12 protein-coding genes are annotated in these 14640 nt (G+C 75.5%); 3 read left to right on the forward strand and 9 right to left on the reverse strand.

Going from position 1 to position 14640, the window contains the following annotated elements; all coding sequences use genetic code 11:
* Positions 1-104: 104 nt before the first annotated feature.
* From HH311_RS32495 to HH311_RS03170, 8 genes are all read right to left on the reverse strand, one after another.
* A complete protein-coding gene (locus HH311_RS32495) occupies positions 105-797 on the reverse strand; it encodes a sirohydrochlorin chelatase (protein WP_169182078.1) in 693 nt (230 codons plus the stop codon).
* Positions 794-1645, reverse strand: a complete 852-nt coding sequence (locus HH311_RS03140) for a uroporphyrinogen-III synthase (protein WP_169182079.1) — start codon at positions 1643-1645, stop codon at positions 794-796. Before HH311_RS03140 ends, HH311_RS32495 begins: the two co-directional genes overlap by 4 nt.
* The gene (gene nirD / locus HH311_RS03145) at positions 1642-2073 is read right to left on the reverse strand and encodes a nitrite reductase small subunit NirD (RefSeq protein ID WP_169182080.1); all 432 of its coding nucleotides are present in this window, start codon (positions 2071-2073) and stop codon (positions 1642-1644) included. The genes HH311_RS03140 and nirD overlap by 4 nt, the downstream gene beginning before the upstream one ends.
* Positions 2070-4685, reverse strand: a complete 2616-nt coding sequence (nirB, locus tag HH311_RS03150; protein ID WP_169182081.1) for a nitrite reductase large subunit NirB — start codon at positions 4683-4685, stop codon at positions 2070-2072. Before nirB ends, nirD begins: the two co-directional genes overlap by 4 nt.
* Before the next feature lie 74 nt (positions 4686-4759).
* The gene (locus HH311_RS03155; RefSeq protein ID WP_169182082.1) at positions 4760-6142 is read right to left on the reverse strand and encodes a NarK/NasA family nitrate transporter; all 1383 of its coding nucleotides are present in this window, start codon (positions 6140-6142) and stop codon (positions 4760-4762) included.
* A gap of 145 nt (positions 6143-6287) precedes the next feature.
* Positions 6288-7175, reverse strand: a complete 888-nt coding sequence (locus HH311_RS03160; RefSeq protein WP_312029911.1) for a TIGR02569 family protein — start codon at positions 7173-7175, stop codon at positions 6288-6290.
* Positions 7176-7252: 77 nt separating this feature from the next.
* A complete protein-coding gene (cynS, locus tag HH311_RS03165) occupies positions 7253-7693 on the reverse strand; it encodes a cyanase (protein ID WP_169182083.1) in 441 nt (146 codons plus the stop codon).
* Positions 7694-7711: 18 nt separating this feature from the next.
* On the reverse strand, positions 7712-8734 hold the full coding sequence (locus tag HH311_RS03170) for an o-succinylbenzoate synthase (protein ID WP_169182634.1): 1023 nt from the start codon (positions 8732-8734) through the stop codon (positions 7712-7714).
* Between the two features lie 82 nt (positions 8735-8816).
* Here HH311_RS03170 and HH311_RS03175 point away from each other — a divergent pair, with 82 nt between their 5' ends.
* The 3 genes from HH311_RS03175 (at position 8817) to HH311_RS03185 (ending at position 13600) form a co-directional block, all read left to right on the forward strand.
* Entirely contained in the window at positions 8817-9995 is a 1179-nt protein-coding gene (locus tag HH311_RS03175; protein ID WP_312029912.1) for an AMP-binding protein, read from the forward strand.
* 200 nt (positions 9996-10195) lie between these two features.
* Positions 10196-12652 (forward strand): winged helix-turn-helix domain-containing protein, encoded by a 2457-nt coding sequence (locus tag HH311_RS03180; protein ID WP_169182084.1) that lies wholly within the window; start codon positions 10196-10198, stop codon positions 12650-12652.
* Between the two features lie 57 nt (positions 12653-12709).
* Complete coding sequence (locus HH311_RS03185; RefSeq protein ID WP_312029969.1) at positions 12710-13600, forward strand: 1,4-dihydroxy-2-naphthoyl-CoA synthase; 891 nt, start codon at positions 12710-12712, stop codon at positions 13598-13600.
* On the opposite strand, the gene HH311_RS03190 is transcribed toward HH311_RS03185, so the two are convergent.
* Entirely contained in the window at positions 13594-14535 is a 942-nt protein-coding gene (locus HH311_RS03190; RefSeq protein ID WP_169182086.1) for an LLM class flavin-dependent oxidoreductase, read from the reverse strand. The genes HH311_RS03185 and HH311_RS03190 overlap by 7 nt on opposite strands.
* Positions 14536-14640 lie beyond the last annotated feature (105 nt).

A 14640-nucleotide genomic window follows, 5' to 3' on the forward strand; every position in this document is an offset into this window, starting at 1 on the left:
CCCGGCACCACCTTGCTGGGGAGGGCGGCCGGGCACGAGGGTCATCCGGAGGAACTCGGCCCGCCGGCCCGGGCCGGGCGTCCGGTTCGGCCCCGTCCGTCCGGTCAGCGGTCGCCGGGAGCGTCGTGGCTGCTCACGGGCGCGCAGCGCGCGTACCGGTCCCGCACCGCCGCGACGACGCCGTCGTGGTCGCCCAGCGGCTCGGCCACCACGGCCGCGCCCGCGTCGCCCAGCCACCGGTGGAACGCCCCCGGCGCGAGCAGCCACGTCGCCAGCGCGACCGGCCCGTCCTGCGCCGCCACGACGTCGGCCACCCGCGGATCACCGCCCGCGATGTAGCCGACCGGCACCTCGCTCCCGAGCCGCGCGGCGAAGAGCCCCGCGGCCGTGCGCAGGTCCTCCTGGGCGACCGCGTCCGTCGAGCCCGCCGCCGCCAGGACGACCCGCTCGCCGTGCCACCCGGCCTCGCGCAGCCGCTCCAGCGCCACGTCCACCAGCCCCGAGTCGGGCCCCAGCGGCTCCGCCAGGCGCACGTCGTCCCGCCCGACCGCGGCCAACTGGCCGGGGACGTCGACCCGCACGTGGAAGCCCGCCGCCAGGAACGCCGGGACCACCACGACCGGCCCGGGGAGCTCCGGCAGCACGTCGGCGAGCTGCGGCCGCGCCACCCCGGCGTACGCCAGCCGGACCTCGACCCCGGGCAGCGCCGCCCGCAGCCGCAGCAGCAGCCGTCCCCAGGTACCCCGGCCGGCGGCGTCACCGGTGCCGTGGGCGAGGACGACGAGCGCGGGGGTCACGGTCGCGGGGTACCCGCCACGTGCTCCTCCAGCCGCCGCACCATCGCCCCCAGACGGAAGCGGTCGGGCGCGATCGAGGGCACGTCGCGGCGGTCCAGCGGCGCTGCGGTCACCGGCCCCACCGCGCAGGCCAGCACCCCCGATCCGCCCGGACCGCCGCGCAGCGCCGCCACCAGGTCCTCGTCCCGCCCGAGGGTCTCGGCCCGCTGCAGCAGCCCTTCCACGGCGGGCGCGCTGGTGAAGGTCACGACGTCGACGTCGCGCCCGACGATCGCGTCGATCAGCGCGTCGACGGCGGGCAGGTCGGGCGGCGGCTCCCACCGGTAGACGTGCACCTCGACGACGTCCGCGCCCGCCTCGCGCAGCGCCGCCAGGAACCCCGTCATCGGGTCGCCGTGCAGCTGGACCGCGATCCGGCGACCCGCGAGCGGACCCTCACCTCCGGCCAGGAGGTGCTCGAGCACCTCGGGCGACGACTCGGTGGCCTCCGCCGCCCACACCTCGCGCAGCCCCGCGCCGCGGATCGCGCCGCGCGCCTTCGGGCCCCGGGCGAGCAGTGCCGCGTCACCGAGCACCGCCCGCAGCCGCTCGCCGAGCCCCCACTCGTCGGCCACCTCCAGCCAGCCGCGGAAGCCCTGACCGGTCGTCGCGACGACGACTGCGGGCGGCGCGTCCAGCAGGGCGCGGGTGGTCGCGGCCAGCTCGGCGTCGTCGGCGAGCGGGACGATGCGCATGGTCGGGCCGTGCAGCGTCGTCGCCCCGCGCCGGTGCAGCAGGTCGATCTGGTCGTCGGCGCGCCGGTCGGCCGTCACGCCGACCCGCACGCCCTCGAGCGGCCCTGGTGTCATGCGCTCCCGATCTCGACCACCCCGTCCACCACCCGCACAGGATAGGTGGCGACGGCGACCGAGTCGTCCTCGAGTGCGACGCCGGAGTCGAGCGCGAAGTGCTGCTTGTACAGCGGCGACGCGACGACGGGCGTGCCCCCGAGGTCGCCGACGATGCCCCGCGAGAGCACCGACGCGCCGGAGAACGGGTCGAGGTTGTGCAGGGCGTAGAGCTCGTCGTCACGGGTCCGGAACACCGCCACCGGTTCCCCGCCGACGAGCGCGCACACGCCCCGTTCCGGGGTGAGGCGCTCGAGCGGGCAGATCCGCGTCCAGCCGTCGGTCGCGGGCGGGGTGACGGGCGCGGTGGGTTCCGGACGCGGGTCCTTGGCCTCGGCGCCGTCGGTGGAGCCGTCGGGGTGGTGGCGGACATCGGCGTACGTGGTCATGCGGGGGCCCCCACGGGGATCGTCGGGCCGGCGATGCGGGTGGGCGCCGGCGTGGTGTCGAAGCCGAGCGACCCCAGGTCGGTCGGCTGGCCCTCCTTCATCCCGGCGGGCACCCGGCGGCCGAGGTGGTCGACGAACTCGATCGTCGGGTCCGGGGTGCCGGGGGCGTTGACGAACGAGGTGAAGCGGGCGAGCTTGTCCGGGTCGTCGAGGACGGCCGCCCACTCGTCGGCGTAGCTGCGCACGTGGCGGGCCATCTGCTCGTCGAGCGAGGCGCAGATGCCGAGCGAGTCCTCGATGACCACCTCGCGCAGGTGGTCGATCCCGCCCTCGAGCGACTCGATCCACGGCGCCGTGCGCTGCAGCCGGTCGGCGGTGCGCACGTAGAACATGAGGTACCGGTCGATGGTGCGCACGAGCGTCCCGGTGTCGAGGTCGGAGGCGAGCAGCTCGGCGTGGCGGGGCGTGAACCCGCCGTTGCCGCCGACGTAGAGGTTCCAGCCGTGCTCGGTGGCGATGATCCCGAAGTCCTTCGAGCGGGCCTCGGCGCACTCGCGGGCGCAGCCGCTGACCCCGGACTTGAGCTTGTGGGGCGACCGCAGCCCGCGGTAGCGCAGCTCGAGCGCGACGGCCAGGCCGACCGAGTCCTGCACGCCGTAGCGGCACCAGTCGGTGCCCACGCACGACTTCACCGTGCGCAGCGCCTTGCCGTACGCGTGCCCGGACTCGAACCCGGCGTCGACCAGGCGCTTCCAGATCCGCGGCAGGTCGTCGAGCCGTGCCCCGAACATGTCGATCCGCTGCCCGCCGGTGATCTTGGTGTACAGCCCGAAGTCGCGGGCGACCTCGCCGATCGCGATGAGGCCCTCCCCGGTGACCTCGCCGCCCGGCAGGCGCGGCACCACCGAGTAGGTGCCGTTGCGCTGCATGTTCGCGAGCGCGTGGTCGTTGGTGTCCTGCAGCGTGGCGGACTCGCCGTCGAGGACGTGGCCGCCGGCGAGCGTGGCGAGCATGGACGCGACGGCGGGCTTGCAGACGTCGCAGCCGTGCCCGGTGCCGTACGCCGCGAGGATCTCCGAGAAGGTCGCCAGCCCGGTGGCCAGGACGATCTCGTACAGCTCGGCCCGCGACTGCGCGAAGTGCTCGCAGAGGGCCTTCGACACCTCGACGCCGCAGCTCGCGAGGACCTTGCCGAGCGTCGGCACGCACGAGCCGCAGGTCGTGCCCGCCCGCGTGCACGCCTTGAGCTGCGGCACCGTCGTCGCCTCGCCGGAGGCGATGGCGTCGACGAGCGCGCCCTTGGTGACCGCGTTGCAGGAGCAGATCTGGGCCCCGTCGGGCAGCGCGTCGATCCCGACGCCGACAGCGCCCTCCCCCGCCGGCGCGATCAGCGACATCGGGTCGCCGGGCAGCTCCGCGCCGAGGAACCCGCGCAGCGTCTCGTAGTTCGACGCGTCCCCGACGAGGACCCCGCCGAGCAGGGTGCGGGCGTCGTCGCTCACCACGAGCTTGGAGTAGGTGCCGGTCACCGGGTCGTCGAGGCGGACCTCGAGGGCGCCCGCCGTCGTCGCGTGGGCGTCGCCGAAGCTCGCGACGTCGACGCCGAGCAGCTTGAGCTTGGTGGACAGGTCGGCCTCGGTGAACCGGGCCTCGGCGTCGTCGCCGGCCAGCCGCCCGGCCACCACCTCGGCCATCGCGTAGCCGGGGGCGACCAGGCCGTAGGTGCGCCCGCGGACGGCCGCCACCTCGCCGATCGCCCAGACGTGCTCGTCGGTCGTGCGGCAGCGCTCGTCCACCAGCACCCCGCCGCGCTCCCCGACGTCGAGCCCGATCTCCCGCGCCAGCGCGTCGGCGGGCCGGATGCCCGCGGAGAAGACGACGACGGACGCGTCGAGCTCGGTGCCGTCGGAGAGCGTCACGGTGAGCCCGCCGCGGTGGTCGCGGGCGATCGACGACGTCGAGACGCCGGTGTGCACCCGCAGTCCCAGGTCGGACACCAGCCGGTACAGCAGCGCTCCCCCGGCGTCGTCGACCTGGACCGGCATCAGCCGCGGCGCCATCTCCACGACGTGCGGGGACAGGCCGAGCTGTCGCAGCGCGTTCGCCGCCTCCAGCCCGAGCAGCCCGCCGCCGACGACGACGCCGGACCGACGGCCCGCGCCGGCGTCGGCCGTGGCGGTCTCGGCGGCGGCACGGAGCCCGTCGAGGTCGTCGAGGGTGCGGTAGACGAACACGCCGTCGAGGTCGTGGCCGGGCACCGGCGGCACGAAAGGCACCGACCCGGTCGCGAGCACGAGCTCGTCGTAGTCGACGGCGCGGCCGCGGCGGGTGGTGACCCGGCGGGCCGACCGGTCCACCGCGACGGCCGGGTCGTCGAGGTGCAGCTCGACGAGCCCGTCGGCGTGGAACTCGTCGTCGGCGAGCGCCAGGTCGTCCTCGGTGGCCTCGCCGACGTAGGAGGACAGGGCCACCCGGTCGTAGGCCGGCCGCGACTCCTCGGCGAGCACGACGACGCGCCAGGCGCCCTCGGTGTCGCGGCGGCGCAGGCTCTCGACGAACCGGTGGCCGACCATGCCGTGGCCGACGACGACGACGGTGCGGGGTTCCAACATGTGCTCCCTTCGGTCGCCCGTGAGCAGAAAAGGTCGCTATACCGACACTTTCTGCTCACGAGCGCGCAGCGCACCTAGGCGGACGCGTAGCTGACCGTCGAGCCCGTGGCCGGGTCGGTCGCGGCCTTCGAGCGGCGCAGGTAGACGACGTAGGTGACGACGAAGCAGACCGCGTAGAAGGCGACGAACGCCCAGAACGCGGGGGTGCCGGACTTCGTCGACTGGAACGAGGCGCGGAACGCGAGGTTGATGAGCAGCCCGCCGAAGGCGCCGATCGCACCGGCGATCCCGATGACCGCGCCCGACGTGCGGCGCGCCCACAACAGCGCGCCCTGCTGGTCCCAGCCGCGCGATTCCGACGATGCCAGCGCCTTCGTCCGGAAGATCGCCGGGATCATCTTGTAGACCGAGCCGTTGCCGATGCCGGAGGTGATGAACAGCAGCACGAAGCCGACGACGAACAACGGCAGCGACTTGATCCCCGACGCCCAGATGCAGATCAGCGCGCTGACCGCCATCGCGACGAAGTTCCAGAACGTGACCCGCGTGCCGCCGATCCGGTCGGAGAGCATCCCGCCCACCGGCCGGATCAGGGATCCGAGCAGCGGGCCGATGAACGTGATCGAGGCGGCCTGCAGCGGGGTGCGGCCGAACTGGTTCTGCAGCACCAGGCCGAAGGCGAAGCTGTAGCCGATGAACGACCCGAAGGTGCCGATGTAGAGGAAGGAGAGGATCCAGGTCTGCGCGTCCTTCGCCGCCTCCGCGAGCGCACCGGTGTCGTTGCGCACCGTCGACAGGTTGTCCATGAACAGCGCCGCGCCGACCAGCGCGATGACGATCAGCGGGATGTAGACCGCCAGCAGGATCCGCGGGGAGCCGGTGCCGGCCGTCGCGATGATCAGCAGCCCGACCAGCTGGATGACCGCGACGCCGAGGTTCCCGCCGCCGGCGTTGAGCCCGAGCGCCTTGCCCTTCTCGCTCTCGCGGAAGAAGGCGTTGATGTTCGTCATCGACGAGGCGAAGTTGCCGCCGCCGACGCCGGCGATCGCCGCCACCACCATGAACGTCGTGTACGACGTGCCGGGGTGCATGACGATCGCGGCGAGGATCGCCGGCACCAGCAGGAGCGCGGCCGAGATGATGGTCCAGTTGCGGCCGCCGAACACCGCGACCGCCATCGAGTAGGGCAGCCGGAGCACCGAACCGACGAGGGTGGGCATCGAGACCAGGAAGAACTTGCCGGCGGTGTCGATGTGGTACGCGTCGCCCATGAACAGCGTGAGCACCGCGAAGAGCGACCAGATCGAGAAGCCGATGTGCTCGGAGAACACCGAGAACCACAGGTTCCGGTTCGCGATCTTCTTCCCGGTGCTCTCCCAGAAGCCCGGATCCTCCGGACGCCAGTCGTCGATCCACCGGCCCCCGCGGGTCCCGGCGGCCTCGGCGGCCACGCTCATCTCGCCACGCCCTCTCGATCACCGGGCGCGGTGACGTGCCGCGCCCTCGGTCCCGACTCGAGGGGCGACGCTAGGCACGCGTCGTTACGGCGGCGTGACGCTGCGTTTCACGGCGACGACGGACCGAGGGCCCGTCATCACATCGTCAGAGCAGTTCGGTGACCACGCGGGCGGCGTGCTCGAGCCCGCGCAGCGACTCCTTGGTGCAGGCCGGGTGCTGGGCGTGGACCGCGAGCCGGAAGAGCAGCCCGTGCAGCAGCATCTGGGGCCACGCCACCAGGTGCGACCAGCGCCCGACGATGCCCGAGTCGGCCCCGCCCCAGGCCAGGGCGTCCACGACGACGACGGCGGCCGCCCACTCGACCGGCCGCCAGAACGGCACGACGTCGAGCACCGCGGGCGGCGCCTGCTCGGTGCCGGGGCCCTCGGGGGTGTCCGGCCCGTCGAAGAGCACGGTGCCGAACAGGTCGCCGTGCACCAGCTGGGACGGCACCGTCACGGGGACGCGCCGGCGGACCAGCTCGGCGAACAGGTCACCGCCGGTCTCGGCGTCGAGCGACACGGAGCGCTCGCCGAAGGCCATGCGGTCGGCCCGGGCGAGGATGTCGTCGCGGTCGTCGACGAGGCGGGGGCGGGCGAGCTTGGCGGTGGCGCGGTGCAGCCGCAGCGAGACCGCGACGACGTCGTCGTGCCGGGGGCGGACCTGCCCGGCCACGTCGTGGCACGCCGCCCAGCCCGAGACCACGCGCCGCCCGTCCGAGGCACGCACCGGACGGGCGACGCGCACGCCGTCGACCCCGGAGGCGGCCAGCTCCTCGGTGGTGGCCGCGGACCACGCCGCGAGCACCGTGTCCGACACCGGCCGCAGCAGGATGCCGTCGCACGTCCAGGCGGGCCCGGGCAGGTGCGGGCGTGGCCGTGGTTCCGCCTCACGGACCCCGAACGCGGTGCGCACGTGCAGGGGCGGACCCTCGGGCTCGCCGGCCGCGGCCGGCGGCTGCGCCCGGGTGTCCTGGGGCGGGGCGGCGGTCACGCTCCGCACGCTACATCCGCACGGGTCGAGTCAGGCCGACGCGCGGCGGCGTGTCGAGGGGTCGGTCCCCGCGACGGTCACCAGACCTTGTACGGCAGGAACTTGCCGCTCCAGATCAGCTTGACGCGGTCGCCCTTCGGGTCGGGCTCGCGCTCGAACTCCAGCGAGAAGTCGATGGCGCTCATGATGCCGTCGCCGAACTCCTCGCGGATGAGCTCGTGCAGCGCCGAGCCGTAGACCTGCAGCGCCTCCTGCAGCCGGTAGGTCACCGGCTCGGTGGGGTCGAGCGCCGCCTCACCGCGCACCGGCGGGAGGGCGAGCGCGGCGACGGCGGCGTCGTCGAGACCGAGCACCCCACCGACCTGCTGGGCCTGCTCGGCGTCGAGGGGCTGCTGGCCCAGCAGCGCCGAGGTCGTCCAGACCAGGGAGCGGCCGAGGGTGTCGGCGAGCTGCTGCCAGCTCATGCCCTTCGCGTCCTTGGCGGCGACCACCGCGCGGCCCGCCTCGAGCCTGTCCATCGGTTCCTCCTGAGTGCGTCAGCGGACGGCGTCGACGGCGCCCGGGTCGGTCGGGACCCCATCGTCCACGCGGCGTAGTACCCGTCTCAACCGGTCGAGCCACCACGACGCCCGGTCCGGGGACGCGGCGTGCTCCGCGAGCGCGGCCACGGGGACGGGGGGCGGCGCGGTCGGCACCGCGATCGCCCCGCCGACGGGGACGACGGCGTCGCCCGGGGCCACCGTGTCGGCCGCCAGCAGGCTCGTCGTCGCGAGCCCGCAGGCGTGCGGCAGCTCGGGCAGCGCGCCCGCCAGCGCCAGACCGGCGGCGAGCCCGACCGAGCTCTCCACCGCCGAGGACACCACGCACGGCAGCCCGATGGCCTCGGCGATCCGCAGCGACGCCGCGATCCCGCCCAGCGGCGCGACCTTGACGACGGCGACGTCCGCGGCCTGCGCGGCCACCACCCGCATCGGGTCCCCGGCGCGGCGGATCGACTCGTCGGCGGCGACCGGGACGTCCACCCGGCGCCGGACCGCCGCGAGCTCCTCCACCGTCGGGCACGGCTGCTCGACGTACTCCAGCCCGCCCGCGGCCCGGTCGAGCGTGGTGATCGCGGCCACGGCGGCGTCGACGTCCCAGCCGGCGTTCGCGTCGACCCTCACCCGGCCGGCCGGCCCCAGGGCGTCGCGGACCGCCTCGACGCGGGCGAGGTCCTCGGCGGGGTCCTGGCCCCGCTCGGCGACCTTCACCTTGGCCGTGCCCGCGCCCGAGGCGACGACGATGCGGTGCGCCTGCGCGGGCCCGACGGCGGGCACGGTCGCGTTCACCGGGACGCTCGCCCGCCGGGGCGCCGGCCACGGTGCGCCGAGCAGGCCCGCCGACTCCAGCGCACAGCGCAGCCAGGGCACGGCCTCGTCGTCGTCGTACTCGGTGAAGGGGCAGAACTCGCCCCAGGGCGCGGCGGTGTCCCCGAGGTCGTCGGCCCGGCGCAGCAGCAGCGTCTCCCGCACGGTGATCCCGCGGAACCGGGTCCGCATCGGCAGCGCGACGACGGCCACGGCCAGCTCGGACCCGGCCGGTCCGGGGACGACGGTCACGGGGTCGGGTCGGGCGTCGCTCACCGTGCCTACGGTAGAGACCGTGATCGCCGACCGTCGTGCCGTGGAGATCGTCCCGACCGACGGGTCCGCCGCCGCGGCGCGGGCGCTGGCCGCCCGCCTCGTCACCGCCGCCGCCGGGGAGGGCCCGGCGGTGCTGCCGACCGGGCCGGGCGAGCCGGCGCCCCGGGCGGCGCTCACCGGGCCGGTGCCGCCGGGGGTCGCGGCCGTGGTGACGACGTCGGGCTCGACCGGCGTGCCCAAGGCGGTGCTGCTGTCCGGCACGGCGCTGGCGGCGTCGGCGGCGGCGACGGCGGCCCGGCTCGGCGGGGACGGGCGCTGGCTGCTCGCGCTGCCGGCCCACCACGTCGCGGGGGTGCAGGTCCTGCTGCGCTCGGCGCGCTCCGGGTCGCCGGCCGCGGTGATGGAGCTGCGCGACGGTTTCCGGCCCGACGGGTTCGCCGCCGCGCTCGAGGCCGCCGCGCGCGACGGGGGCGGCCCGGTCAGCCGCACCTCGCTGGTGCCGACCCAGGTCCGGCGCCTGCTCGACGACGCCGGGGCCGGGCTCGACGCGCTGCGCGCGCTCGACGCGGTGCTCGTCGGCGGCGCGGCCGCCGACCCCGGCCTGCTGGCCCGCGCCCGCGAGGCCGGGGTGCGGGTGTTGACCACCTACGGGATGAGCGAGACCTGCGGCGGCTGCGTCTACGACGGCGTGCCGCTCGACCGCGTCACGGTGGAGTTCGAGGGTCAGGACGAGACGGGGGCGGGCCGGGTCGTGCTCGGCGGCGCCACCGTCGCCGAGGGGTACCGCGGCGCCGACGACGCGGCCGCCGCGGACTTCCTGCCCGGCCGGCGGTTCCGCACGTCCGACCTCGGGCGGATCGACCGCGACGGCCGGCTGGAGATCCTCGGGCGGGCCGACGACGTCATCGTCACCGGCGGCGAGAAGGTGGCCCCGGCCGCCGTCGAACGCGCCCTGCTGGCGGTGGCGGGGGTGCGGGAGGCGTGTGTGGTGGGGGTGCCCGACGCCGAGTGGGGCGCGCGGGTCGTGGCCGTGGTCGCCGGGGAGCGGGGGGCGTCGCTGGACGCCGAGGCGGTGCGCGCCGAGGTCGCGCTCATGGGCCGGGCCGCGCCGCGCGAGGTGCGGGTGCTGGAGGCGGTGCCCGTGCACGGCATCGGCAAGCCGGACCGCGCCGCCGTCCGGGAGCTCTTCGCCCGGTGACGACCACGCCCGTGACGATCACCACCGGCGTGGCAACGTCGGCGTAACCAGGTCGTAGCCGGTACGCGCCGGTTCCGTGGTCCGATGTCCCATCCGCCGTCGGTTCGGCCACCAGACCCCGCGGCGTCCCGTGCACCCTCACACCCGACGGGCGCGCGTGGCAGCGGTCCCACCACCCGATCCGGCGGGAGGTCTCGCGCGTGCACCTGCTCCTCGTCAGCGCGGCGGAGTCCGTGGAGGGCGTCCTGCCCGCCCTCGGGCTGCTCTCGGCCCACCGGACGACGCTGACCCCGGTGGCGTCGGCCGGTGTCCTCGCCGCGCCCGACGACGTCGACGTCGTGCTGCTCGACGGCCGCGAGCGCCCCCGCGCCGCGTCCGAGCTCGCCGCCGCCGCCACCCGCGCCCGCCCGGACGTCCCCCGGGTCCTCGTGCTCGGCCCCGACGCCGACCTGCCGCCCGACGCCGAGGACCACCTCGACGGGCTGGTGCTCGCCGACGCCGGGCCGGCCGAGATCGACCTGCGCCTCCGGCTCGCCATCGGGCGCGCCGGGCCCCGCCGCCCCCGTCCGGAGCCGGGGAACGGCCTGCCCGCGCTCGGCGAGGGCGCGCTGGCCGTCGGGGACCTCGTCGTGGACGCCGCGTCGTTCCACGCGCGGGTGGCCGGGCGACCGCTCGTGCTCGCCCGCCGCGAGTTCGAGCTGCTCACCGAGCTCGTCGAGCACGCCGGGCGGCCGCTGTCGCGCCGCCAGCTGCTCGCGAGCGTCTGGGGCCGGGACTACGAGGGCAGCGCCCGCACCGTCGACGTGCACGTCCGCCAGCTCCGCCGCGTCCTCGGCCCGCGGCACCGCGACATGATCCGGACGGTGCGCGGCGTCGGGTACGTGCTGGTCTCGGGGCCCGCGACCGTCGCCGCACCGGTCGGCGTCGTGTCCCCCCTGCTCGCCCGGCCGCTGGCCGGGCACCGTCCCGGTCACCGCCCCGCGCGCCCCGGCGGGCGGGACACGCCGGGCGACGTCGTCGCGAGCAAGCGGGCCGGGCTCCCCCTCGACCCCGCCGCGCTCGGCGCGGGCCGCCTCGGCGCGCTGGAGCGCTACAGCCTCAAGACCCTCGGGGTCTGCTCGCAGGCCGCCGACACCCACTTCCTCGTCCGCGCCCGGACGAGGGCGACGCTGCCGGCCGACGCCGCCCGGACGCTCGCCGCCCTCGCGCGGCGCCACAGCGACGGCCGGGTGCACCTCACGACCCGCCAGCAGGTCGAGCTGCACGACGTCGCCGCGGCCGACGTCGACGACGTCCTCGACCACCTGGGCGCCGCCGGCCTCGACACCTCCTCGACGTGTGGACACACCGTCCGCGGCGTGACCAGCTGCCCCGACGCGGGGGTGTCGGCCGACGAGCCCTTCGACTGCACCCCCGACGCGACGGCGCTCACCGACTCGCTGCTGGCGCTCGGCCCGGACCTCAACGCCCGGCTGCCCCAGCGGCTGACGATCGGTATGGGCGGCTGCGGGCCGTGCCGGGACCAGGCGAAGGTCTCGGACGTCGGGCTCGTCTCCACCCTCGACGACGACGGCCGGCCGGGCTACGAGCTGTGGGCCGGGGGCAGCCTCGGCCGCTCCTCCCCCACGCTCGCCAGCCGGATCGTCGAGTTCGTCCCGCGCGAGCGGCTGCTGCCCGCGGTGCACGCGGTGCTCGAGGTCTTCCTCGCCCACGGCGCCTTCGACACCCCGAACCGGGCTCGGCTGAAGTTCCTCGTCGGGCGCCTGGGCGTCACGCGGTTCACCGCGCTGGTCGCCGAGGCCGACCGCGCCGCCCGACGCCGGCCGTGGCCCGAGCCCGCGCCGCTGCCCGCGCGCCCGGCCGTCGTCGGGGGGCCGTCGCCCGCCGGCGGCCCGGTTCCCGACGGCGGGTGGGGTACCGACGTCCGCGCCCAGACCGCTCCGGGCCTCGTCACGGTCACCGTGACGGTGCCGCTCGGGGAGCTCGCCGCCGACGCGCTCGAGGCCCTCGCCGCGGCGTGCGAGGTCGACGGCGACGGCATCCTGCGCCCGACGCGCGAGCAGAACGTCGTGCTGCGCGACGTCGCGGTGGCGCGGGTCGGGGTGCTGCGGCGCACGCTCGCGGAGCACGGGCTCGTCGTAGGCGCCGACCATCCCGCGCACGACGTGCGCGCGTGCGTGGGTGCGCCGGTCTGCGCGCTCGCGATCACGTCGACCCACGACCTCGCCCGGGCCCTCTGGGAGCTCCCGGCGCTGCGCCGCAACAGCGGGCTGCGGGTGAGCGTGTCGGGGTGCCCGGCCAGCTGCACCCGTCACCAGACCGCCGACCTGGGCTTCGCGGGCAACCTGGTCTCGATCGGGGGCCGGCGGGTGCCCGGCTACCGGGTGCACCTCGGCGGCGACCTGCGCCGCGACCGGCTCGGCCGTGTCCTCGGGCGCGTCGCCGCCGACCACGTGCCCGCGCTGGTCGAGGCGGTCGTCGCGGTCTGGGAGGAGCACCGCATGGGGCACGAGTCGCTCGCCGGGACCGTCGATCGCCTCGGCCCGCGGATCGTGGTCGACGCGCTGCGCGGGCTGCCCGCCCTGGCCTGGGCGGCGGGCGCGGAGGACGCCGACGGCACGGGCGACCGGGACCTCCCGCTGGCCGCGGCCACGTGAGTCCGGCGGGGAGGCGGTCCACCTCCTAGAGTCCGCCGCGTGAGCGCCGACGACTCGATCTTCGACCCGTCCGCCTGGCGTGCGGTGGAGGGCTTCGCCTTCACCGACATCACCTACCACCGGTCCGTCGACCTGGGGTGCGTTCGGATCGCGTTCGACCGTCCCGAGGTGCGCAACGCATTCCGGCCGCACACCGTCGACGAGCTCGCGACGGCCCTGGAGCACGCGCGCACCAGCGCCGACGTCGGCGTGGTGCTGCTGACCGGCAACGGCCCGTCCCCGCGCGACGGCGGCCACGCCTTCTGCTCCGGCGGCGACCAACGCATCCGCGGCCGCACGGGCTACCAGTACGCGTCGTCGGAGACCGCGGTGAGCGCGCAGGAGCAGGGCCGGGCCGGCCGGCTGCACATCCTCGAGTGCCAGCGGCTCATCCGCTTCATGCCGAAGGTGTGCATCGCCGTCGTCAACGGGTGGGCCGCGGGCGGCGGGCACTCGCTGCACGCGGTCTGCGACCTCACCCTCGCGTCGGCCGAGCACGCCCGGTTCAAGCAGACCGACGCCGACGTCGGGTCCTTCGACGGCGGGTACGGCTCGGCCTACCTCGCGCGGCAGGTCGGGCAGAAGTTCGCCCGTGAGATCTTCTTCCTCGGCCGGACCTACGACGCCGAGGCCATGCACCGGATGGGCGCGGTGAACGAGGTCGTCCCGCACGCCGAGCTGGAGTCGACGGCGCTGCAGTGGGCGCGGGAGATCCTCGGCAAGTCCCCGCAGGCGCAGCGGATGCTCAAGTACTCGTTCAACCTGATCGACGACGGGCTCGTCGGCCAGCAGCTCTTCGCCGGCGAGACGACCCGGCTGGCCTACATGACCGACGAGGCCGTCGAGGGCAAGGAGTCGTTCCTGCAGAAGCGGGAGCCCGACTGGGCCCCGTTCCCCTGGTACTACTGAGCCGCGACGGTCGCGAACGTGTCGACGACCTCCAGCGCCGCGCGTGGACCGAGGGGCGGCATGAGGATGGGGAGGTCAACGCCCGCCGATCGGTACCGGGCGATCCGTTCACGGCATCGGGACGGCGGCCCGATGAGACAGAAGGAGTCCAGGAGGGCGTCGCTCAACCCGCGGGCGCCTGCGCCGCGGGCCATGGCTTCCGCCTCCTCGACGAAACCGCTCTCGTGCCACATCCGGCGGAAGAACGGGAAGCCGGTGTAGAGGGCGAGATTCTCCCTGGCGATCTCCCGCAGTCGGTCGAGGTCCTCACCCATGAACGTCGGGATGCCCAACGTCAGGTCGACGTCTCCCGTCAGCTGGGCGCGGCGACGGCCCCGCGCGATGTGCTCCACGCTCTCGGCCACCCTCTCCGGCGACCACATGGTCGGCATCAGGCCGTCCGCGACCTCGGCGGCCCGTTCGACCGCGGCGAAGCTCAGGGCGGCGACGTAGATCGGCACCGGCCGCGGCGCCGGGCGCTGCGGCAGGTGCGTCGTCGGGCCGCCTCCCTCCAGCCACCCTCGGACCGCGCGAGCGTAGGAGCCCAGGTCGTTCCCGGCGTCCGACATGTCGATCTGCAGGGCGGCGTTGACGGGCTGGTGGCTGACGCCGAGGCCGAGCAGGAAACGCCCGTCGGTCGCATCGGCGATCAGTTCGGCGCCCTTCGCGCACAGGTACGGATGGCGCAGGTAGATGTTCGCGACCCACGTGCCGACGCCGATCCGCTCCGTCGACCCGCCCATCAGGAGGGCCGTGCTCATCGTGTCGCTGTTGACCTCGGTCGAGAAGATCGCATCGAATCCGGCGTGTTCGGCTTCCCGGGCGACGCGGCGCACGTCCTCCGCACGCCAGCCCGCGCCGGGAATGACGGTGAGCCCGAGCCGTTCCGTGCCCATCTCGATCCTCCTCGCCTGACGTCGTCCTCCTCGTGGGGCGCCGAGTGTCACGGGGACCGGTCGCGCCCCGGTAGCGGCGCGGTTGCGACACGAAGGCCCGGAAAG

This window comes from Actinomycetospora sp. TBRC 11914 (genome assembly GCF_012933465.1).
Classification (GTDB): Bacteria; Actinomycetota; Actinomycetes; order Mycobacteriales; family Pseudonocardiaceae; genus Actinomycetospora.